This is a genomic window from Bacillus sp. Root131, from assembly GCF_001429475.1.
Lineage (GTDB): Bacteria > Bacillota > Bacilli > Bacillales > Bacillaceae_G > Bacillus_A > Bacillus_A thuringiensis_S.
This window is the reverse complement of record NZ_LMJQ01000001.1, coordinates 761492-784627: the sequence shown is the minus strand read 5'-3', so window position 1 is coordinate 784627 and position 23136 is coordinate 761492. Positions and strand designations below refer to the sequence as shown.

The following is a 23136-nucleotide window of genomic DNA, read 5'->3' as shown; positions in this document are numbered from 1 at the left end:
AACACTCTCTTCTACTAAGACCTTTTCTTTCTAGGGCCTACAATTAATTTAATCGCTGTTCTCTCTTCATTATTAATAGAAATCTCTTGAAACGCTGGAACAAAAGCTAAGTCAATACCACTTGGAGCGACGAACCCTCTTGCAATCGCAATTGCTTTAATCGCTTGATTTATAGCTCCAGCCCCAATCGCTTGAATTTCCACATTACCACTTGTTCTTAGTACACCTGCTATTGCACCTGCGACTGAATTTGGGCTTGATTTTGAAGATACCTTTAATATATTTTCCATGTAAGTTGCTCCTTCTATTATTTAATCTCTCTTTCGTTACAATTTTAAATATTTTAGCGTATCTTTAATTACTATTCACACCAAAAACAAACGATGCTTCATATGTACATTTATTCTATTTTTTCTGACTTCTTCCTGCCCAGCTACACAAATAAAAACAAAAAATAAATAATCTAATATACATACGATTAAATATCATAGCTTCACCAAACGATAACATCCATACAGCAAAAGATAATATTGCTGTTTTGTCATACGAAATTAATATAGTAAAGTGAAACTTTACTCAGTGGGGGGTTTTGTTCATCCCCACCTAACTTCTTTGCTTTCGCTGAATTTTGAGGTGGGAGTCTTACTGCTCGGAAAATAGCGGGATAAACGTTTCCTCGTTACTTCAATCCATTTAGAAATCCCATTCATTTTTCTATCAAATTCTGAACCTTATCATCTTCAAAAAGTGTTAAAGGTAATACCCCAATACTACATTTCATCATTTGACCACTTTATATTCCAAATCTATCTCCTTTTATAGTACAAGCATACACGCCAATTGTGATTCATTTTCATAAACTATTATGTGTTTTACATTTATTAAGAATAGGAGGTAATATATTGGGTTCATACTATCATTCTTCAAACTCGTATAAAAAATGCTCATGCAAATCTTCTTCCAGTTCAAATAAAAAATGTTCATGTGACCATTCACATAAACGAAGCTGTCCTGCATACGGAACTTTTTGGCAAACTGAATTTATAACTGTTCCTTTTGGCAACCCTTTTCCATTTAATCACGTTGGACCTTTAGCAGGAGGCGTTTCCTTACTAAACCCTACTACTATACAATTTAGACAAGCTGGTGATTATAGAGTTTCGTTCATTTCCAGTATTAATACTACTTTAAATCCTGTATTTCCACATATCCCAGTCATAACTATATTTTTAAATAACAATCCACTTGCTAATAGTCAAGGTGACTTCGCTATTCAAATGAATACTTCATCAAATAACGAATGTCTTCAACTCGTTGGCGAAACGATTGTTACAGTGCCAGCTAATTCAACTCTTCAACTTAGAAATAATAGTGGCTTTAATCGTCAAAGTATTGTAACTTGTGACAATGGTATAAATTCAGTTGAATTAACAGTTACAAAACTAAGTTAATATTATTTCTTCACATTCAGATGCTATTTCAGCATCTTTTTTTATTGAATAACAGTTTTCTTCGACTTTTATTATCTCTCATCACGCAAAAAAAGTGCAGAATTCTTTCTAACACAAGATTTCTGCACTTTTATATTATGCTTATTTATTCTTCCTTATTTCTCTACATAAACCGACTTAACAATCGTACGATTATATGGTTTTCCTTCTTTATTCATCCCTTTTATATCCATCGTAACGTTATATACTCCCGGTTGTTTTATATCTTTCAAAGCACCTGTAAATGTATTCGTATTAACATTTTGTAATTCATTAAATTCAGAGACTAACTTACCTTCTTTATTAACGACTCTTACTGTTATGGAAAGATCCCCTTTCATTTCAGGTGCCATTGGTGATTTTTTCAGTTTATACTCAGGTTTATTTACTTTAACTTTTGTAGGTATTTGAAGAACAAATGGTGCGTCATTCTTGTAATCGCTTACAACTAAATATGCATCTTTCGACTGCTTCGCCATCATTTTGATTTTCCATTCGCCTACTTCCAATTTATCAAACTTAAATGTTCTAATTGTCGCCCCATTAAAGAAAGATTCGCCTTCACCAGTAGTTATAGCGCTATCTTTATTTGCATATATTTTTCCTTTTGGAGATACCATTTGTACTTCTACATCAGAAGAAGCAGTTAGTACAGAAACGATTCCTTCCGCTTTTTTATCAACTGTAACGGTTTGCTCTATCCACTGATTTTGTGGTAATTCGCCTCCTAAAATATTTTGATTTGAAGTTGTATTTAATTGTTCTAGATTTTCATTTGAACTAGTGCTGGATGCTACTAAAGCTGGTAATTCCACATTTGTCGTACGTAAATATGGTTCGATTCGTGTAAAAACAGCTGATCCTTTTCTTATATTGTCATGATCAAATCTGGAATCTGTAAATAAATGTGTACCGTACGATAGCTTCGCACTCCATTCATTTACTAGTCCATCATTTGAACCGTACGATGATAAATATAACCCGCCCATAGATAATGCAGAAAATGTTGGCCCCCAGCTAGTCCCAGTAGCCGTATAGTAACGGTTTAATTTAGCTGCTGGGTTATTATCTATTGTTGAACGAAACTTTGCCATTTCACCTATTTGTAACGAGTACGTACCATCATCTTTTTGACCTAATATAGAAGCTAGCCACCCTGCCCACCAACTATATGACAAATCTGCTAAATTTGAGCCGTGATGCGGTGTAGCAAGTGTAATAACATTTCCAACAAATCGATTCGCATCATATTCAACTAATGCGGCTTGTGTATCAATACCACCTTTACTATGCGCTACAATATTAACTTTTTTACCGAAATGATTATATATTTCTTCAAGTTTTTGTGCTAACAGTTTTCCGTTATCCCACTGACTAGCCGAACCTTTCCCCGCAGCATCATATAATTGTATAAACACTGTTTGATAGCCTGCTTTCAAAGCATAATCATACATATCATTTATATCATGATATACTGTCTTTCCATACCAACTATCCGCATTACCATTTCTTCCTTGTACAAAGAGAATTGGTGGTTTATTCTCATCATAATTAGCAGGTTTTTGGCCTAAAAACCATTCCCCAGGTGTAAATACTTCTGTGTCAGGAAACCCCTTTCCAAGCTCTTTTACAACTTCTGCCTGTACATTTGTGCTAATCGTTGGAGCCATGATAAAAAATACAATTAGTAAGGCCACACATCTTCTCATCAGTCTCATATTACTCCCCCTATTTTTTTGAAAGAAGGTGTTCTTTATAATATTTTATATTTTCCCTTCCTTAATAATAGCTAATCTTTGATTTTAAAAAGATGTTAGCCCTATTTTTAGAAGGTTACTAGTTGTGTACCCTCTTCCTTAACTCTCGTTATTCTCTTTGTTTCTACCTCTTCCTTTTGATAGAATACGACAAAAAAGTTTCTCAATAATTGTTAACTTCGCTACATCCAGATATTTTTTAAATCATTATTGTTTATATAAAGCATACAAATCTTGAAAAAATTTTAGTAAAAAAACATTTTATTACTAGTTAGTTATTTAAAAACATAATAAAGATATGTACTTTCTTTTCATTAAATACAAAATAATTTTAAAGGACCCTATATTGTAAGGCTTTCCTACAATTAAAAATCAAACTGAAATTTCCGAATAAACAATCATATTTCCAGAAACATATATTATGATAATTTCCGCGCACTTGAATTAACCTTGTAGAAGTACTAACCTATCGGTGAGCAGAAGAAAATTCTGTAAAAAGAAAGGAGAATACTTTATGATGACCAATTTACAAAAGGAGTTTTTTGAACGCTTAAAAATTCCTGCAAAAGAAATAACATTTGATGATTTAGATGAAATCTTATTAAAAATGGGAATGATTCTCCCCTATGAAAATCTTGATATTATGGCTGGTACTATTAAAAATATCTCAAAAGATAACTTAATAGAAAAGTTACTTATTCAAAAACGAGGTGGACTTTGTTATGAATTAAACTCCTTATTGTATTATTTTTTAATTGATTGTGGGTTTCAAGTATACAAAGTAGCCGGTACTGTTTATGATCTTTACGATAATAAATGGAAGCCCGATGATGGTCATGTCATTATCATATTAAGTCATGAGAATAAAGATTATGTTGTGGATGCAGGTTTTGCATCTCATCTCCCTTTACATCCAGTCCCTTTTAAAGGAGAAGCCATCTCCTCTCAAACAGGAGAATATCGAATTCGTAAACGAAATACTCGAAAAGGTACGCATATTTTAGAAATGAGAAAAGGAGCTAACGGAGAATCTACAAGTTTCTTACAATCTGAACCTTCAAATGAATGGAAAATAGGTTATGCTTTCACTTTAGATCCAATAGATGAGAAAAAAGTGAATAACATTCAAAAAGTGATTGTAGAGCATAAAGAATCTCCTTTTAATAAAGGAGCTATCACTTGTAAATTAACTACTTATGGTCACATATCGTTAACAAATAAAAATTACACAGAAACCTTTAAAGGCACCAAAAATAAACGACCAATAGAATCTAAAGATTATGCTCGCATTCTTCGTGAATCTTTTGGAATAACGCAAGAGAAATATGTAGGAAAAACACTAGAAAGAGGTTAGTTGACTAGAAGTATTTCATAATAAAGCAGATTCTATATTTAGAATCTGCTTTATTTTATATTTTGTTATAAACTAATTTAATTTTGTTGTTACCCTTTAATTTTCAATTATATACTCATCATCATATTTATCGTATTGTAACCCTTTCCCTATCTTTGATTCTGTAACTTGATCTCTTAAAAACGGTGCAGCACCCATTTTGCTAGTTGCAATTTCAATTCCATATTTTTTCGTTAAATGAGCTAACTCTATTAAAAACCACTCTCTTCGCAATGTAACTGGAATATCAAATGTTTTTCTTTTCATATATAATAGCACCTCTTTTATTTTCATAGCTTAAAAACATCACTGGATGCACTTATTAAAACTACCTTCCACCCCTAACATCCAATGAAACATTATAGTATATGCATGTCCATTTCAAACGTGCTATCACAAATATGATATTAAAGTTTACATAATTATATTATGTAATAATAGAAGAGAAAGGCATGTCCCTTCCTCTTCTATTATAGATATTTAAATTAAGAACATCTTGGTACACCTAAAGCTAAAAATAAACCTGCTACTCCCGCAGTAATCGGTACTTTTAACGTAATAACATCGTCTACCTTCGTTACTAAAAAGTAAGCATTACCTTCTTGTAATATACAAGTTACCAACAATTGAAATTCCATTCAAATCTCCTCCTTTCAATCGATATACTATAATTTATGAAATCTCTTTCAAAAAGTAATAGTAAATATATCTATTTTCCCTTATATACAAATAAATTTTTATAAGTCTAGTAAAAATATTAATTTTCTAAATTTATATAAAACGTGTAATATCCAATAAGTTCCTATATAATCAATAAGAAAAATCTTACAAATGGAGGTATGAAAATGGCGATTTTGAGTAATATTGGTGCAGCTTTATTTTTTATTGCTTTTATTCTTTTAATCTTATGTATCATTTCATTCTTTAAAAAAAATGGAAAAACAAAACAATATGGACGTCCTACCGTTATTCTTTTTATGATTTCAATTATATTAATAGTGACTGGTACAACAAAATCTGAACACCCAGTCATCGAATTTTTTGCTATTTTAAGTTTCATTCTATTTATATTCTTCCTTGTACTTGCAATATTATCTGTTATTAAGAAAACAGGTGTAGCAAAAAAACAATTTATTATTACAGCCGTATTATTTGTCATTTTTGTTGCGCTATTAGGTATTTCAGCTCCTTCTTCTGAAAAAACGACAGCAACTAGTACAAAAGTTGCCTCTAACAATGAAGAACAAAAAGATAGCGAAAAGAAAAAAGAACTAGAAAAGAAAGAGGCTGACGAAAAAACTCAAAAGCAAGAAGATGAGAAGCGTCAAGCCGAGGAACAAGCTCGTAAGCAAGAAGATGAGAAGCGTCAAGCCGAGGAACAAGCTCGTAAGCAAGAAGATGAAAAACGTCTAGCCGAGGAACAAGCTCGTAAGCAAGAAGATGAAAAACGTCTAGCCGAGGAACAAGCTCGTAAGCAAGAGGATGAAGAACGTCTAGCTGATGAACAGGCTCGTAAACAACAAGAAGAACAAAAACGTCAGGCTGATGAACAAGCTCGTAAGCAACAAGAAGAGCAAAAACGTCAGGCTGATGAACAAGCTCGTAAGCAACAAGAAGAGCAAAAAGCACAGCAAACTCAAACACAACCTACCTCAGGAAATACTAGTAGTGCATATTACAAAAATTGTGATGCAGTTAGAGCTGCGGGGAAAGCTCCTCTATATAAAGATCAACCAGGATATAGTCGTAAACTAGATAGAGACGGCGATGGAGTTGCATGCGAATAATAGTAATAAAAAAGAAGCTTAGTAAAAGCTTCTTTTTTTACTGTAATGCCTTACATTTAATATCCCTTTCTCTTATTTAGATGTGTTCTTAAATAAATTTCATACTATTATTCTCAAAAATGACACATAATAAGTGATTTCAATCACCACATTGATTTTCATTTATCGCTATTCTTAATTTAGTAATTACATTCAAACTTTATGGAGGCGTTCATATGAAACATACATTTACTGAAACTTCTATTGTCGGTGAGATCGTTACACAATTCCCGAAAGCTAGTGATCTTTTTAAATCATATAGAATAGATTTTTGTTGTGGTGGCAATAAACCGCTTATTGATGCAATTCATGAAAGAAATTTATCAGCTACTGAAGTGCTTACAGAGTTAAATACGCTTTATAATAATATGAAACGATTAAATGAATCTGAAATTGATTGGAAAAATGCTTCTTATCGCGAATTGATTGATTATGTTATAAATAAGCATCATCGCTATTTAAATGAAGAGTTGCCACAATTAAGTCCGTATGTGACAAAAGTATTACGTGTTCATGGGGCAAGTCAGCCTCATTTAGCTCAAATTCATAAGCTATTTCATGAACTAAAGATGGAACTAGAACAACATTTAATTAAAGAAGAAACAGAAGATTTTCCATTAATTTTAGAATTTGAACAAAATCCAACTGAAGAAAACTATGTGAAGTTACGTAAAGTAGTAGATGAGTTGGAAAATGAACATAACCACGCAGGCAACATTATTAAAGAGCTTCGTAAAGTTACAAATGACTTTACTCCTCCAGAAGGAGCTTGCGGCACTTATCGACTTGTTTACCAACGCCTTGAAGCACTAGAGTCTGATTTATTTGAGCATATTCATTTAGAAAATAACATTTTATTTCCACGTGCAATTACGAGAGTGTAAATTAAGTGCAGGACATGAGTGTAAATACTTATGTCCTGTTTTTTCATTTGGTAAAGAATATACACATCCCTCTCGAATAAGTCCGAATTTTAACAATTTGTGAATCATTGTAAAAATGTGATAAATATCACATCTCCCTCTTTTTAAATTTTTTATAATAGAAATATAATCCTTTGTTCAATACTTCACATAAAAAGGGGAAACGAAAATGAAAAAACGTTTAGTTATGATCGGAAATGGTATGGCTGGCATACGTTGTATGGAAGAAATATTAAAACATGATAGTGATTCATATGAGATTACTATTTTTGGAGATGAACCACATCCAAACTACAATCGCATTATGCTCTCTCATGTTTTACAAGGCAAAACAAATATGCAAGATATCATTATGAATGAATATAGTTGGTATGAGGAAAATGAAATAACTTTGTATACAGATGAAAGGGTTCAAAGTATTAACCGAGAAGAAAAAATAATCATCACAGAAAAAAATCGTACTCTTACATATGACAAACTAATTATCGCAACAGGTTCTAGTGCTTTTATTTTGCCCGTTGAAGGTTCTACTCTTCCTGGCGTAACAGGATTTCGAACTATTGAAGATACACAATTTATGATTGATACCGCTAATGAAAAGAAAAAGGCTGTTGTCATTGGTGGTGGATTACTTGGCTTAGAAGCTGCAAGAGGTCTTATTGATTTAGGAATGGACGTATATGTCGTTCATTTAATGCCAAGCTTAATGGAGCAACAACTAGATGCCAAAGCAGCTTCTCTATTACGCGAAGATTTAGAAGCGCAAGGCATGCAATTTCTAATGGAAAAGAAAACTGTAAAAATTCTTGGTACAGACCATGTTGAGGGCATTCAATTTGAAGATGGTGAAGTTGTAGATTGTGATTTAATCGTAATGGCTGTCGGAATACGCCCAAATACGCAAATAGCAAAAGATGCTGGTTTAATTGTAAATCGCAGTATTGTAGTCAATGACTATATGCTAACAAATGATGAATCCATTTATGCAGTTGGAGAATGTGCAGAACATGACGGTATCGCATATGGACTTGTTGCTCCTCTTTATGAACAAGGTGCGATATTAGCAAAACATATAACGAATTTACAAACTGATGGATATACGGGCAGTATCGTCGGTACACAATTAAAAGTTGCAGGTTGTGATTTATTCTCTGCTGGCCAAATTTATGAAGATGACCAAACGAAAGCAATATCCATCTTTGATGAATGTAAACGTTCCTATAAAAAAGTATTAATTCGTGACAATAAAGTCGTCGGTATCGTTTTATATGGTGACACAGCTGACGGTACACGCCTCTTTAGCATGTTAAAGAAAGAAGAGGATATACAAGAATATACAGCCGCTTCCCTTCTCCACAAAGCTGGTGAAGAAAGTGCACTTGACGTTGCTACAATGAGTGCGGATGACACGATTTGCGGATGTAATGGTGTTACGAAAGGTACAATCGTTCACGCCATTTTAGAACAAGAGTTAACGACTTTTGAAGAAGTTAAGGGCTGTACGAAAGCCGCAGGTTCTTGTGGTAAATGCCGTCCGCTTGTGGAACAAGTTTTATCTCATACACTTGGAGATGCTTTTGATGCCTCAGCGCTATCTGCCGGTATGTGTGGATGTACAACTTTATCCCGTGATGAAGTCGTAGCGGCCATTCACGAGAAAGGCTTAAAATCTCCAAAAGAAGTACGAAATGTTCTTGGTTTTATACATGAAGAAGGCTGTTCAAAATGTCGTCCTGCTTTAAACTACTATTTACGTATGGCGATTCCAGAAGAATATGAAGATGATAAATCGTCCCGTTTCGTTAATGAAAGAATGAATGGTAACATCCAGCACGATGGTACATTCTCTGTTATTCCACGCATGTACGGAGGCGTTACAACAGCTGATGATTTAATGAAAATTGCTGAAGTTGCGAAAAAGTACGATGTTCCTCTTGTGAAAATTACAGGTGCAAGCCGAATCGGCTTATATGGTGTTAAGAAGCAAGATTTACCTAACGTATGGGCTGACTTACATATGACTTCGGGATATGCATATTCAAAATCGCTTCGTAATGTAAAATCATGTGTTGGTTCTCGCTTCTGCCGTTTCGGTACGAAAGATTCATTAGGACTTGGTATGTTGCTTGAACAATCATTAGAAATGGTAGATACACCTCATAAAATGAAGATGGGTGTAACGGGCTGTCCGCGTAACTGTGCGGAAGTACTGACGAAAGATTTTGGCGTTGTTTGTGTCGAAAATGGATACCAACTTTATATTGGCGGAAATGGTGGTACGGAAGTACGCGAAGCTGATTTTGTAATGATTGTCCCTACTGAAGATGATGTCCTTCGCATCGCTACAGCTTATATGCAATATTATCGTGAAACTGGTATTTATGGAGAGCGTACTGCCTACTGGACAGAACGTTTAGGCTTCGATCACATAAAAGAAATACTGCAAGATGCAAATATGGTCACTAAGTTAAATGAACGTTTCCAAAAAGCTCGTGGCACATATAAAGAAGCATGGGGACAAGCACTAGAAACGAAATCATTAAAAGCGATGTATGAAGTAGAAACTGTGAAATAAGGAGCTGTGATCTATATGATACAAACGAAAGAAAAAATAAAAGTTATGCGTGCGGAAGACCTTCCTATTCAAATCGGTAAAGAGGTGCAAATGAATGGTATGTCTATCGCCCTATTCCGCCTTTCAAATGGAGATATTCGAGCTGTAGAAAATCGTTGTCCTCATAAAAACGGACCGTTAGCAGAAGGAATTGTATCTGGAGAATTCGTCTTTTGTCCACTGCATGATTGGAAAATTTCATTACTAACAGGTGAAGTGCAAAAACCTGATGACGGCTGTATCCAAACATACGAAGTAGAAGTTATTGATGGTGACATTTATATAAACATGTAATTTACGAAAGGAAGCCTCCTCTGGCTTCCTTTTACATAAAAATAGAAGAGGTGCGATTATGAACGGATATGTATATTTAGTTGGTGCAGGACCAGGTGATGAAGGGCTTATTACAAAGAAAGCGATAGATTGTTTAAAGCGTGCAGATATCGTTTTATATGACCGTTTATTAAACCCTTTCTTTCTTAGTTATACAAAAGAAACATGTGAACTTATGTATTGCGGCAAAATGCCAAAGAATCATATTATGCGACAAGAAATGATTAACGCCCACCTCCTTCAATTCGCACAAGAAGGAAAAATCGTTGTCCGATTAAAGGGCGGAGATCCATCTATTTTTGGCCGCGTTGGTGAAGAAGCAGAAACTTTAGCAGCAGCGAACGTTCCATATGAAATCGTACCAGGTATTACATCTAGCATCGCCGCTAGTAGCTATGCAGGTATCCCCCTCACCCACCGTAACTACAGTAATAGCATCACTTTATTAACTGGGCATGCAAAAGGCCCTTTAACCGATCATGGAAAATATAATTCATCCTATAATAGCGACACGATCGCCTACTACATGGGTATAAAAAACTTACCTACAATTTGTGAAAACTTACTACAAGCAGGAAAGAAAAAAGATACACCAGTAGCCGTCATTGAATGGGGTACAACTGGTAAACAACGTGTAGTCACAGGGACACTGTCCACCATTGTTTCTATCGTCAAAGACGAAAATATTTCTAACCCTTCTATGTCAATTGTTGGTGATGTTGTTACTTTACGGAATCAAATTGCTTGGAAAGAACGTAAACCATTGCACGGCAAGAAAGTTTTACTTGCATCTGCAACAAATAAAAAAAGCGCAATAAAGCAAATGTTACAAGAGTCCGGTGCAGAAATATATCAAATTCCAATTTTCCAAAAGAAAGAATACACATTAACCTCTGAACAAATTAATAAGATTTTTAACGTTGATCGTCTTGTATTTTGTTCCGCTGAGAGTGTAGACATCTTAGTGCAATCATGTAGTAAATATCATAAAGATATTCGCTCCTTACAGGCAGAGCTTCAGTATATGAACCTTTCTATTCAAGAAAAGCTTATGCAATATGGATTGTTAAGTAAACCTGCGCAATTTTCTTCGAATTCAACGATTTATTTAGGACGAAACATTAACCGAATTGCTGTTATTCAAGAAAAAATTGGTGCTGGTTCCTATATGATGACTCATGAGTACACAATTGATCATCGCTTCGATGAAATTCATTCCCGTATGCTTTCTGAATTCTCATGGGACAGCATTGTATTTGAAGGTCGTGCTTCTATTGATACGTTTCTAGCAGAAATAAAACGCCTAGGCTTTATCAATATTCTTACTCTCCCATTCTCGTATACCGACGTTCCAACTTTATACTATGCGAATAAAGTCGGTTTTCATAATGTAGATGAGCAATTACAAGACATGATTATGAAGAAAGATTTGGTGGTACGATGAAAGGAATTGTATATGTTGGACACGGGAGCCGCTTACAAAAAGGTAACGAACAATTCATTCACTTTATTCAATCTGTTATAAAAGAACGTAACGAACGGATTCAAAAAATAGCTTTCCTAGAACTAACGACACCTACCATTTCGGATGCAGTTACAGAAGCAATACTAGAGGGTGCAACTGCAATAATGATTGTACCTGTTTTATTATTTGCAGCAGCTCACTATAAACGTGATATTCCTTTTGAGATAGAGAAAATACAAAAGCAATATCCACATATAACATTTTCAGTTGTACAACCTTTTAGTACACATCCACATATGGTTGAACTTGTAGTAAAAAGAATACGTGAAACTATGCCAATGCAAGGTAGTAGTGTTTTACTCGTAGGGAGAGGCAGTAGTGATCCACAGCCGTTACATGAATTACAACAAATCGGAGCAGTCGTCGAACGAAAACTCAGTATGCCAGTATCGTGCTCCTTTTTAACGAAAGGAACTCCCTCTTTTACTGCTGAGCTCAAGGCTATAACATCGACTTCATCCCATGTATATGTCATGCCGTACCTTCTCTTTACCGGATTATTACTTCAAAAAATTAAATTGCATGCAAAAAAATACGATCACGTTACAACTTGTAACTGTCTTCAGTTTGATAGATACATGAAGTTAACATTATTAGAACGAATGGAGGAATGCATATATGTATAACATGTACCCTCTTATGTTTAATTTAAATAAAAAAGTGGTCGTTATAGTTGGTGGTGGTAAAATCGCATATCGAAAAGCGTCCGGATTAAAGGATACAGGCGCTTTTGTCACCGTTATCAGCCCAGAAATTTGCGAGGAAATGAAGGAACTTCCTTATATTACTTGGAAGCAAAAAGCTTTTAGTAATAATGATATTAAAGATGCTCATCTTATTTATGCAGCTACAAATCAACATGCTGTAAATATGATGGTCAAACAGGCCGCCCATGATTTCCAGTGGGTTAACGTCGTAAGTGATGGTACAAAATCATCGTTTCACACACCTGGTGTCATCCGACATGATGAATATGTTGTCACTATTTCAACTTCAGGTAAAGATCCATCGTTTACGAAGCATTTGAAGCAGGAACTAACATCTATATTTCCTAAACTTATAAACAAGCTTTCTCGTACTCATAAAATGTAATCTATCACTTAGCTAAAATAGTAATTAACTTTGAACAAACGTTTTTTAGAGGCGTTTGTTCCTTTTGCTTTAGTTTCGCTTTTTAGGATCAGACAAACAATTGGACAAGAATCTGTGAAGAAAAATAGCGGCAACAATTACGGACAAAAAAAGCAGTTGCTTGAGAGCAACTGCTTCAATACAGGTTTTATATTGGATATTCATTCAACCAAATTAGCGCTTGTTCATAATCATCAAAAAATCTCACAGATTCTTTCGTATTAGATTGTTGTAAATAATCCATTATCTCCCCCTCTTCAAGGAGAAATGCAATTGCCTTACTGTTATTCAAAATGATTTCATTGAAGAACTTCTCTTTCCATACTTTTTGAACAGAAAAATGATTTGGCGTGTATCCTTTTCTATCCACCAACAATTTGTATTTCCGCCCTTCAGAAATGAATTGCTGACAAACCTGCTCAAAACCATTAAACCATTCATACACATCATCTGTTTTTATATTTCCAACTAGATGGGTAACAATTATATCTCCTGAAACTGTTGTGCTGATATTCTGTTTACTCAACTTGGAATCCCTCCTTAGTTACAATTTTGCGGAAAAACCGCATAAAATCAATAAAGAAAAAATTCTTACTTGACACTCCCACCCCATCGCTATCAAACTAAGCTCATGTAACGTCAATTATAAGCGAAATTGTGTCTTTTTTCGCAAGTCTATATGTAGATGCTTTAAAGATTTGCATCCGAAATAACCCCTAATGCGTTTCCTTTTTTTGAATTAAACTGCTTGATTATCAGACATGGTACAATTGTAAACGACACCCAATATATCTAAGACTGTTTTCTTCTCATATCGATGGGATTTCCGTCCATCATTTATCGCCTCAAATCTATTCGTTTTTGCACGTATATTCAAAACAAAATATATGACAAATAAATAACGACAGTTACTGTAACAATGCTGAAAAGTGTTGAAAATAAAACGATTTGTGCATGTAGTTCAGGCTCTATTTGATACTCCATAGCAATGGTTGATGTATTTCTTGAAGTAGGAAAAGAACTTGCAATAAATAATGATTGTGCAACAATACCATCAATGTTTAGTAGATAGATCATGGCAAGTGCTAATAATGGTCCTATCAGTAACCTTCCAATTAAAGCCCATGTTATGACTCGATGGAAAAAATTAAGCTTAATGTTAGATAATTGCGCTCCTAGCAATATGATTGCTATTGCAACAAAACTATTCGCAAGCTGATTAAGAGGTAGAAAGATAGAATTAGGTATTTGAATTTTAAAAGATTGAAAGAGAACCCCTAATACAAGCGCATGAAGTACAGGCAGTCTTAGAAATGATTGAATAATACTTCCGATTGTTTTTGTTGCTGATAGTAAGTTATATATCCCATATGAATAAGTTAAAAGATTCTGGAAAATCACAATAAAAATTTGAATGGAAACCCCCACTGGATTGTGACTGAAAATCAATTGACTTACTGGTAATCCATAATTACCGGAATTCATTAACGAAATACTATTTTTTAGAGCTGCACTTTCTCCTTTTTCTAACTTTAATGTTTTTGAAATGAAATGACTTACTATGATCAGACTCAAACTATAAAGCATTAAATAGTATATTATCTGGAGCAACAAACCTGTCTCTATACTAATATCATATATATTCATAAATACAGCCGCTGGCATCAAGCAATAAGTAATAAGTGTAGATAGCTGCTTTAAGTTAAATTGGAACTTCCTTTGTAAAATTGCACCAATTAGCAGCAATATTAATATTGGTAATATTACGTCTAATATAATAAAAATAATCATTTAAAACCTCATTCTACATATATTTTAGTTGGATTAAACGCTCTCTTTTCTTTAACATATCAAATATGACTCATAAAGAAAATTATAGATTATTTATACAAATTCATAACTTTATCTTATTGAACTAAACTGTATTCTTTAGTTTAAGTGTACTTTTTTCACAATATCCGTTAGCCTTACCAAAAAATCTTGCCCTAAAAAAATCTGATACTGCAGTTACTATGCGAAGAATACTTACATCAATTCCATACTTGTCGCTTGAGTCACCTAACACACCTGATACTTGTTTATCTTGAGTGGACTTATATTTTTTTCATCTAAACATCCCGATTCAATTAAATATTTGCATTCTAAAAATGAGTTCGATCTTTAGAATAGATTTAAGATTTCCTTAACTAATCTGCCCTTTAATTAAATAACTTTTGACATCTATATTTTAAAATAAAATTCCATCAACCTTCTGTTTTTCATTTTAAAAGCACATTCTTATAGAAAACAAGCGTTTGTTGAGATAGCAATAAAAACATGTTGAAGCCTATTACTAAAAGAACCATCCCAAAATACTTTGGGATGGTTCTTTTTCCTTATTAATGATTCTTTAACATCACTAACAATTTCTCTTGGCTATACATCCATACTGTAATGATTAAACAAGCAAGTGCGACTTCTGATAACGCCATAAATCCAATTGCATAATGACCTGTTAATTGGAATAGTAATGTTAAAATTAGTGGCGGGAAGAATCCTCCTAGTCCGCCTAAAGCTGAAACGAGCCCATTTACAATACCGGCTTGTTCTGAGAAGTACATTGGAACGAGTTTGAAGATTGTACCATTTCCAATCCCTGCACAAAATGCGACTAGTAGGCAACCAAATGTATACACGTTCATACTAGGCATAAATGATAAAATAATACCTGAAAGTGTTAAACCGATAAATACGAAGATTAATATTTTAAATGGATTAAACTTATCACCGAGCCAACCACCAATCGGGCGCATAATTGTTGCGAGTACAATGAATCCGGCTGTCCGCATACCTGCATCTACTTTTTCTAATCCGAAGTGAGATACTAAAAAGTTTGGTAAGTATACTGTAAATGCGACAAATGATCCGAATGTTAAAAAGTAAAAGATACATAAAAACCAAAGTTTTTCATTTTTATATACACCTTTTATTTGTTCCATTAATGGTGTATTCACCTTTTTCTCCTTACGATCACCTAATAAAAAGTTCATAAGTGCAAATGCTGCAAGTAAAACTAAATAACATTGTACTGTCGTTCTCCAACCAACTGAAGTTGCGATAACAGGTGCTAAAAACGAAGTGATTGCTGTTCCGGCGTTACCGACACCGTAAATACCATTTACAAAACCGTGGCTCTCTTTCGGAAAGTATTTTGGTAAAGAAGTTACCCCTACTGAGAATACAGCTCCACCAATTCCTACAAATAATCCACCAATAATTAAATCCATCATAGAATTGGCAACACTAATATAAAAGACAGGAAATAATAATAGAATAAAACTAATAAAGAATAATTTTCTTGCTCCGAAACGATTTGTCCAATAGCCAATTGGAATACGAAGAACAGAACCTAAAATAACCGGTACTGCTGTTACCATAGAAATTTGTCCCGCAGTTAATGGAATATCCGCTTTAATATAAGGCATTAATGATGATAAAATAACCCATACCATAAAACCGATAACTAGATTAGAAGTTTGTAAACTTAATTGAAAATTAGGACCTTTCATCCTGTTCCCTCCTATGTATGCATAGTTATATTCATTCCCTCCAGCCTAATCACGTCCTAACATGATTAGGCTGAAAAGAATCAACCACCACTTACTGGCGGAATCATTGCTATGACATCGCCAGTTTGAATGATATCATCCTCATTTGCATACTCTTCATTTATAGCGACCATTATCTCACTTGAAATTGCTACGTTGTATTTCGTAATAAGGACTTCCTTTAGTTCAGCAACCGTAATATTTTCACAACCTATGTGTAATGCTGACTTACTTACTTCTTCTTGTAAATGTGCAAATAATAGTACTTCAATCATATTCTCATCTCCTTTCCAGGCTCACCATTTGCATACGCTACCTTCTCTAACTGATCACCTATCCATGACTCACCATCTTTCCAAAACTCTTTCTTCCATATTGGAACAATTTGTTTTATACGCTCCATAATATATTCGTTCGCCTCATAGGCAGCTTTCCGGTGTGGTGTAGAAACAGCGACGACAACAGCAAGATCAGAAATTTGTAATGTACCAATGCGATGTGTAATGGCGACATTTGTCCCAGGCCACATCTCTCCTACTTCGGTGCCAATTCTCTTAAGCTGTTTCTCCGCCATTGACTTATATGCTACATACTCTAAATATAGCGTACGACGGCCTTTCGTAAATTCTCTAACAGTACCAATGAAAGTCGCAACTGCGCCACATTCACGACGAATTACTTTGTTTGTAACTTCTTCAATTGAAATAGGTGTATCAATTACTTCATAATACGTATGTGCCATCTTGCACCTCTTATCTTTGTATAAGTTAGCAATCTATTTTTCTATTATTTGTATGATCGAAGTGGTTCTTCCCACGGCCACTCACTTCCGGCGCTTGATTCTAATAACAGTACCGAGACAGTTATTCCTGCTTTAAATCCTCTCGTTCCTCCCGGCAGGACGATACATGCATTCGCCCCTGCAAGTGAAGAAATTGCACTAGATTTGTCTAAACCAACTGGTGTAGCTTGCAATGTTCCATCTACAATTTCCACTTTCCCTCGTACAAAACGAGTAAATGGGTTTGCTTTCAGAAAGTCTTTCTGTAATATTGCCTCTGTACGATATACGTGCGAATCTTTTCTATGCAAATATGTTCCAATGACTGGCCGAACATATAATTCACAACCGACATAACAAGCTGAAGGATTACCAGATAGACCAAATAATAGTTTTCCTTCTAGCTCAGCTACAGTTGTCACACTTCCTGGTCGCATCGCTATTTTGTTGAAAAGCACATTAGCTCGTAATTCCTCATAAATAGCAGGTAAATAGTCATAGTCTCCTACCGAAACGCCACCAGTTGTAATTAAAATATCGACTTCTTTTATCGCTTTTTTCACAGTGTTATAACACGTCTCAAAATCGTCAGCGAATTGTCCATAATACTGTACAACTCCGCCCGCTCGTTCAACTTGAGCAGCTATCATATAGGAGTTACTATTTCGAATCTTCCCTGGCTTTAATTGTTCATGTACTTCAAGCAGTTCGCTTCCTGTCGTTACAATTCCGATAACCGGCTGTTTTACAACGTAAACGGTACTATAACCAAACGTAGAAAGAAGCGCCACTACTCCAGGGTTAATAACAGTCCCTTTTTTCACAAGGATGGTATTTTGTTTTACATCTTCACCTTTAAAAGAAATGTTATCCCCAGCAATAAAGGAGCGTTTCAATTTCATATAAGTCTTTTCACTTTCTTCAAATCCTTCAGTTAGCTCTAACATAACAACTGCATTACATCCGGCTGGAATTGCGGCACCTGTCATAATACGGACAGTTTGAAATGGTTTCACTTCTTCTGGAAAAACAAAACCTGCTCCAATTTCGCCAATCACTTCAAACTGAATGGGGTTACTACTACTCGCTTCTTTTGTATCTTCTGCTCGAATCGCAAACCCGTCGTATGGAGAGCGATCAAAGTGAGGGACATCATGATCTGCAATAACATCTTCTCCAAGAATTCTTCCGTAACTTTCTATAAGAGAAACCTTTTCTATTTCACCTTGATGAGCGTATTTCATTACACGTGCCACTGCTTCTGCCACCGGAATTGGTATACGTTTTTCTAACATTCTTTTTCACCTCGTTTTAATAAGGGGCAACGCTCTTTCTGTTCATCCTATATATTTTGCGTATAATCGTTTTGCTATTTTCACATCATTTGTTCCATGAATAAATGCCCTACCGTCTGTAAATAAAACGAAACGATATTCATCAATTAGAAATGATAGTAAGTAAGGCGTTTTTTGGACATGTACACTTTTTTGTAATCGTTTTTGAATTTCGTTTAAATTAAGATCTCTCTTTATTCCTGAACGGATTTGAACTGTATTCCGTCCGCATAGCACTTCCGTTTTCATCTGCGCTTCAAATGCTAGACTTGGATACGTTCGTGATTTCCCACAAGATGGACATGTACTTTTTTTCTGTCTATTTACTTTTAATGAAAGATATTGATTGTTCCAAATATCAAATGATAACATCGTTCCTCTTAACGACTCATAATCATCCACCAATATTTTCATCGCCTCTGTTACTTGGTGAGCAACGACCATTTGTACAGCTGGCTGAATGATTCCGGCTGTATCGCATGTTGCACCGCCCATAGGATGATCCATTAGACAGCGAAAACATGGTGTTTTCCCAGGAAGAATTGTATACGTTACACCGTAACTTCCAATGCATCCACCATATATCCAAGGTATATTTTCTTTTTGTGAAATGTCATTTATAAGTAGGCGCGTATCGAAATTGTCAGTCGCATCTATGATGAGATCCACTTCTTTTGTTAACTCTTCTATTTCTTGCATTGTGACATCCGTTACAACTGGTACAATTTTTACTTCAGAATTAATCTTCCTTACATGTTCTGCCGCTGCAATTGCTTTCGGTTTGCATTGCTGCGCATCTTCTTCTATGTATAACTGTTGCCGCTGTAAATTACTCCATTCCACGTAGTCACGGTCAGCGATTGTCAATTTCCCAATTCCCATCCTAACGAGTGTTTCTGCATTCGCAGCTCCTAATGCACCTGCACCAATTAGGAGCACATGCTTTTCTCTTATTTTTCTTTGTCCTATTTCACCAATTCCAGAAAACAATATTTGCCTTGCATATCGCTCTTGCATAGGGAATCCTCCTCTCACTATCCGCCAATGTAGGACATTTCAACTTTTGGACGTTGATTTGTACTTTCCGCCGTTCTTTCATCTGAATATCGATCTGTTCTATATCGCCATGTATGTTGTAAAATTTTTAATAGTGATGCATCAGAAATATTTCCTCGAAGAAGCGTTCGCAAATCCGTTCCTTTCGTTCCAAATAGACACGTGAAAAACTTGCCGTCTGCCGAGATACGAGCTCTCGTACAAGAAGAACAAAATGACTCAGATACTGAAGTAATAAACCCAACTTCTGCATCGCTCCCTACATATCGATACAATTTCGCAACTTCTCCAAAGTAACGAGGCTGAGCGGGCTCAACTGGATATACGCGATTAATCTTCTCTATTAATTGTTCCTTCGTAATAACTTGTTCAAAGTTCCAGTCGTTTGTACTGCCCACATCCATAAACTCTATAAAACGGAGCTGAATGTCTTGTTCTTTAAAATAACGAGCCATACGAAGAATTTGACTATCATTCATTCCTTTTTTTACGACCATATTTACCTTTACTTCTAATCCAGCAGCCTTTGCTGCTTCAATTCCTTTCAGTACAGGTTTTGTATTTACATTTCGTCCATTAATTTTTTTGAAGACATAATCCTCTATCGCATCTAAACTAATATTTACACGTTTTAATCCCGCTTCTTTTAACGCCTTTGCTTGTTTTGCTAAATGAATACCGTTTGTTGTGAGTCCAATATCTTTTAAGCCTTCTAGCTTTGCAAGTCTTGCAATTAACATCGGTAAGTCTTTACGCAATAACGGTTCACCGCCAGTAAGCCTAATTTTATTGACTCCCAGACTTATAAATAATCTCGCTAATCTTTCTATTTCATCAAACGTTAATAAAAGCTCTTCCTGTAAAAAAGCGTAATCAGGTCCGAACACTTCAGCAGGCATACAGTATGTACACCTAAAATTACAACGATCAATAACTGAAATACGTAAATCTTGAAGTGGCCGTTCTAAAGAATCTTTCATGTTCTCGTGCATCTATATCCCTTCTTTTCTGCTGTAATCCTTAGTAAGCTTTCATTTTTTTATTTGCCTTCATTATAAAAAAGAAGCTACATATTCAATGTGACTTTTCTCACATTACTTTCCCCATTCAAAAATTCTTCACAAATCCGTTCGAATTTTGTTCACATCTTTAATCTCATCCACTTTGTCTATTGAATTTTTCAAACTAAAAATTGAAAATCACTTCCCCCTTACGGTCATTGAAATTTCAATGTATTTTTAAAATAGCTCTTGCATTTTCATCATACTTACACTCAAAATAGGAAATGTATTGCTTATAAGAAGAAAGGTGATCACTGTGGCAAACAGTATGACATTATCTCAAGATTTAAAAGAATTACTTGCATCTGTTGAATATAAAATGCAAATTAAAAAAGGTAGTTTTATTTTTCAAGAAGGTATGGAGGCAACAGAGCTCTATATCATCCACTCAGGAAAAGTACAAATTAGTAAATTAAGTGCTGACGGGCAAGAATTAACACTCCGTATTTGTTCGGCATACGACATTATTGGAGAATTAACATTATTCACGGACAATGCGAAGTATTTATTAAATTCAAAATGCCTTGAAGATGTTGAAGTAGGGGTTATAAAGCGTGAAACCTTAGAAAAAGCATTGCTCCAAAAACCCGCACTTGTATTTGAATTTATGAAATGGATTAGTGAACATTTAAGAAGAATGCAAACGAAGTTCCGAGATTTAGTATTACACGGCAAAAAAGGTGCCCTGTATTCTACTCTTATACGAATGACAAATAGTTACGGTGTATTAAAAGAAAATGGGATTCTCATCGATTTACCATTAACGAATCAAGAACTTGCTAATTTCTGTGCAACTTCACGTGAAAGTGTAAATCGAATGTTAAATGAATTAAAAAAGCAAGGTACAATTTCTATTCATAAAGGAAAGATTACAATCCACGATTTACAATTTTTAAAATGTGAAATTGCTTGTGAAGATTGCTCTGCCTCTGTTTGTAGCATTGATTAGCATCTTATTTAGATGCTAATCTTTTTTCAATTTAAGCTACTTATTAACGGTTATTCCCTATATAAACAAAAACGAGGCCTTCCATATTAGACCTCGTTTCGTTTTAACCATTAGCTCCTATCCGTTTACAGCAGTATTATTTTTTCAACTCATTAGGAATACGTCTTCTGTAAATTACATAACTACGGCTTACATATTTAATTGGGGCACTAAATACATGTACAAGTCTTGTAAATGGCCATACTGCGAATAAACCCATTCCTGCAAGAATATGAATTTTAAACCATACTGGTACTTCCATCATATATTCAACTTTCGGTTGGAGAATAAAGAGACTTCGGAACCAAGGGCCAATCGTTGTACGATAATCAAATCCTTTTGAATCTATATTTAAAAATGTTGAAGAAAGTCCTGCTAGCATTACGATAAGTAATAAAATAAGCGCAATATAATCTCCCTTTGTACTCGTTGCAATGATACGCTTTACTGTTACACGGCGGTACGTTAATATAATTAAACCGATAATAGAAGCAATACCTGCCGGAAGCCCAAAACTAATTGCTACTACATGATACATATGCTCAGAAATACCTATTGAACGATATACAGCTTCTGGAATTAAAATCCCCATAACATGGCCGCCAATTACGAACATGATCCCAAAGTGGAATAATAGACTTCCGACCCGGAGCATCTTCTTTTCTAATAGTTCACTAGATTTTGATGTCCATCCAAATTGATCATAGTTGTATCTAAAAATATGTCCACCGATAAAGATCGCAAAAATGATATAGGGAAACAATACCCAAAGAAATTGATCCATCATTTTGACAACGCTCCTTTCTAATTTGTCTGTACACCCCATGTTTCGATAGCGAGTAGCACAGACGCAAGAATTGGTTCATACATACTACCCGCTTCTTTTAATTGAACATGTAATGCTTGTATATTTTCCGTGTATTTACTCATAATTGGTTCACTGTCTTGCTCATTTGCATTTGCAAAAAACTCAAGTAAAAGTGGTAAATAGTCAGGTAGTTCTTTATCTGTTACGCTAAAACCTGATTTTTTATAATGTTGTTTTAACTCTAGTAATTCAATACCTCTTTCTCTTTGTTCACCAGTGTTCATATAAGTAAGATACATATTTGTTTTCTTCCCAAAATCGAATGTATATACGTAACTATCAATGAATTGATCATTCGTTTTATCTAGCGCTTGCTTTATAAAGCCTGTAAGTGACGCTTTAACGTCTTCTTGTTCTATTGTTTCAACCTCTTCTTGCAATTCAGTTAAAGCTTCTCTCCACCCTAGTTCAGGATAGGAGAGAAGAAAAGAAGAACAAGAAAAAGCTGTTTGTAAACTTTGTTTCATAA

The 23136-nt window shown here is 34.7% G+C and carries 24 protein-coding genes; 10 read left to right on the top strand and 14 right to left on the bottom strand.

Features of this window, described 5'->3' with window-relative positions; all coding sequences use genetic code 11:
* Positions 1–14: 14 nt before the first annotated feature.
* Entirely contained in the window at positions 15–290 is a 276-nt protein-coding gene (locus ASE54_RS04010; protein ID WP_000427801.1) for a stage V sporulation protein S, read from the bottom strand.
* 612 nt (positions 291–902) lie between these two features.
* Between ASE54_RS04010 and ASE54_RS04005 the strand changes: the two genes are divergently transcribed.
* Complete coding sequence (locus ASE54_RS04005) at positions 903–1451, top strand: hypothetical protein (RefSeq protein WP_000536156.1); 549 nt, start codon at positions 903–905, stop codon at positions 1449–1451.
* A 155-nt stretch (positions 1452–1606) separates the two neighbouring features.
* Here ASE54_RS04005 and ASE54_RS04000 read toward each other — a convergent pair whose 3' ends face one another.
* Positions 1607–3208: a hypothetical protein gene (locus ASE54_RS04000; protein ID WP_001238698.1), complete on the bottom strand. Its 1602-nt coding sequence runs from the start codon at positions 3206–3208 to the stop codon at positions 1607–1609.
* A 553-nt stretch (positions 3209–3761) separates the two neighbouring features.
* Here ASE54_RS04000 and ASE54_RS03995 point away from each other — a divergent pair.
* Positions 3762–4601: an arylamine N-acetyltransferase gene (locus ASE54_RS03995; RefSeq protein WP_000988895.1), complete on the top strand. Its 840-nt coding sequence runs from the start codon at positions 3762–3764 to the stop codon at positions 4599–4601.
* Positions 4602–4697: 96 nt separating this feature from the next.
* Here ASE54_RS03995 and ASE54_RS03990 read toward each other — a convergent pair whose 3' ends face one another.
* Both ASE54_RS03990 and exsG read right to left on the bottom strand, forming a co-directional pair.
* A complete protein-coding gene (locus ASE54_RS03990) occupies positions 4698–4907 on the bottom strand; it encodes a hypothetical protein (protein WP_000824195.1) in 210 nt (69 codons plus the stop codon).
* Between the two features lie 218 nt (positions 4908–5125).
* A complete protein-coding gene (gene exsG, locus ASE54_RS03985; RefSeq protein WP_000395679.1) occupies positions 5126–5278 on the bottom strand; it encodes an exosporium protein ExsG in 153 nt (50 codons plus the stop codon).
* A gap of 207 nt (positions 5279–5485) precedes the next feature.
* Between exsG and tolA the strand changes: the two genes are divergently transcribed.
* From tolA to ASE54_RS03950, 7 genes are all read left to right on the top strand, one after another.
* The gene (gene tolA, locus ASE54_RS03980) at positions 5486–6427 is read left to right on the top strand and encodes a cell envelope integrity protein TolA (RefSeq protein ID WP_043333378.1); all 942 of its coding nucleotides are present in this window, start codon (positions 5486–5488) and stop codon (positions 6425–6427) included.
* A gap of 215 nt (positions 6428–6642) precedes the next feature.
* Positions 6643–7350, top strand: a complete 708-nt coding sequence (gene ric / locus ASE54_RS03975; RefSeq protein WP_000683171.1) for an iron-sulfur cluster repair di-iron protein — start codon at positions 6643–6645, stop codon at positions 7348–7350.
* A gap of 208 nt (positions 7351–7558) precedes the next feature.
* Positions 7559–9964 carry an NADPH-nitrite reductase large subunit gene (gene nirB / locus ASE54_RS03970; protein WP_000746935.1) on the top strand — a complete coding sequence of 802 codons (2406 nt, stop codon included), beginning with the start codon at positions 7559–7561 and terminating at the stop codon, positions 9962–9964.
* A gap of 15 nt (positions 9965–9979) precedes the next feature.
* Positions 9980–10297 carry a nitrite reductase small subunit NirD gene (gene nirD, locus ASE54_RS03965; protein WP_000616697.1) on the top strand — a complete coding sequence of 106 codons (318 nt, stop codon included), beginning with the start codon at positions 9980–9982 and terminating at the stop codon, positions 10295–10297.
* 58 nt (positions 10298–10355) lie between these two features.
* Positions 10356–11780 (top strand): uroporphyrin-III C-methyltransferase, encoded by a 1425-nt coding sequence (locus ASE54_RS03960; protein WP_001014924.1) that lies wholly within the window; start codon positions 10356–10358, stop codon positions 11778–11780.
* Entirely contained in the window at positions 11777–12487 is a 711-nt protein-coding gene (locus ASE54_RS03955) for a sirohydrochlorin chelatase (protein WP_000676489.1), read from the top strand. The genes ASE54_RS03960 and ASE54_RS03955 overlap by 4 nt, the downstream gene beginning before the upstream one ends.
* Entirely contained in the window at positions 12480–12953 is a 474-nt protein-coding gene (locus ASE54_RS03950) for a precorrin-2 dehydrogenase (protein WP_000282583.1), read from the top strand. Before ASE54_RS03955 ends, ASE54_RS03950 begins: the two co-directional genes overlap by 8 nt.
* Positions 12954–13140: 187 nt before the next feature.
* Here the strand turns inward: ASE54_RS03950 and ASE54_RS03945 are convergent, their stop codons facing one another.
* From ASE54_RS03945 to moaA, 8 genes are all read right to left on the bottom strand, one after another.
* Complete coding sequence (locus ASE54_RS03945; protein WP_000043368.1) at positions 13141–13518, bottom strand: hypothetical protein; 378 nt, start codon at positions 13516–13518, stop codon at positions 13141–13143.
* A 347-nt stretch (positions 13519–13865) separates the two neighbouring features.
* Positions 13866–14783 carry an AEC family transporter gene (locus ASE54_RS03940; protein ID WP_000583193.1) on the bottom strand — a complete coding sequence of 306 codons (918 nt, stop codon included), beginning with the start codon at positions 14781–14783 and terminating at the stop codon, positions 13866–13868.
* A gap of 587 nt (positions 14784–15370) precedes the next feature.
* On the bottom strand, positions 15371–16540 hold the full coding sequence (narK, locus tag ASE54_RS03935) for a nitrate transporter NarK (RefSeq protein WP_000678170.1): 1170 nt from the start codon (positions 16538–16540) through the stop codon (positions 15371–15373).
* 80 nt (positions 16541–16620) lie between these two features.
* Positions 16621–16854, bottom strand: a complete 234-nt coding sequence (moaD, locus tag ASE54_RS03930; protein WP_000573687.1) for a molybdopterin converting factor subunit 1 — start codon at positions 16852–16854, stop codon at positions 16621–16623.
* On the bottom strand, positions 16851–17321 hold the full coding sequence (locus ASE54_RS03925; protein WP_000951544.1) for a molybdenum cofactor biosynthesis protein MoaE: 471 nt from the start codon (positions 17319–17321) through the stop codon (positions 16851–16853). Before ASE54_RS03925 ends, moaD begins: the two co-directional genes overlap by 4 nt.
* Before the next feature lie 44 nt (positions 17322–17365).
* Positions 17366–18655: a gephyrin-like molybdotransferase Glp gene (glp, locus tag ASE54_RS03920; RefSeq protein WP_000890797.1), complete on the bottom strand. Its 1290-nt coding sequence runs from the start codon at positions 18653–18655 to the stop codon at positions 17366–17368.
* 42 nt (positions 18656–18697) lie between these two features.
* Positions 18698–19711 carry a molybdopterin-synthase adenylyltransferase MoeB gene (locus ASE54_RS03915; RefSeq protein WP_001158062.1) on the bottom strand — a complete coding sequence of 338 codons (1014 nt, stop codon included), beginning with the start codon at positions 19709–19711 and terminating at the stop codon, positions 18698–18700.
* 17 nt (positions 19712–19728) lie between these two features.
* Positions 19729–20742: a GTP 3',8-cyclase MoaA gene (gene moaA, locus ASE54_RS03910; protein WP_000545009.1), complete on the bottom strand. Its 1014-nt coding sequence runs from the start codon at positions 20740–20742 to the stop codon at positions 19729–19731.
* A 325-nt stretch (positions 20743–21067) separates the two neighbouring features.
* Between moaA and ASE54_RS03905 the strand changes: the two genes are divergently transcribed.
* A complete protein-coding gene (locus tag ASE54_RS03905; protein ID WP_000013863.1) occupies positions 21068–21760 on the top strand; it encodes a Crp/Fnr family transcriptional regulator in 693 nt (230 codons plus the stop codon).
* 136 nt (positions 21761–21896) lie between these two features.
* Here the strand turns inward: ASE54_RS03905 and narI are convergent, their stop codons facing one another.
* Positions 21897–22586 carry a respiratory nitrate reductase subunit gamma gene (gene narI, locus ASE54_RS03900; protein ID WP_000969224.1) on the bottom strand — a complete coding sequence of 230 codons (690 nt, stop codon included), beginning with the start codon at positions 22584–22586 and terminating at the stop codon, positions 21897–21899.
* Positions 22587–22603: 17 nt separating this feature from the next.
* Positions 22604–23134 (bottom strand): nitrate reductase molybdenum cofactor assembly chaperone, encoded by a 531-nt coding sequence (gene narJ / locus ASE54_RS03895; RefSeq protein WP_000814226.1) that lies wholly within the window; start codon positions 23132–23134, stop codon positions 22604–22606.
* Positions 23135–23136 lie beyond the last annotated feature (2 nt).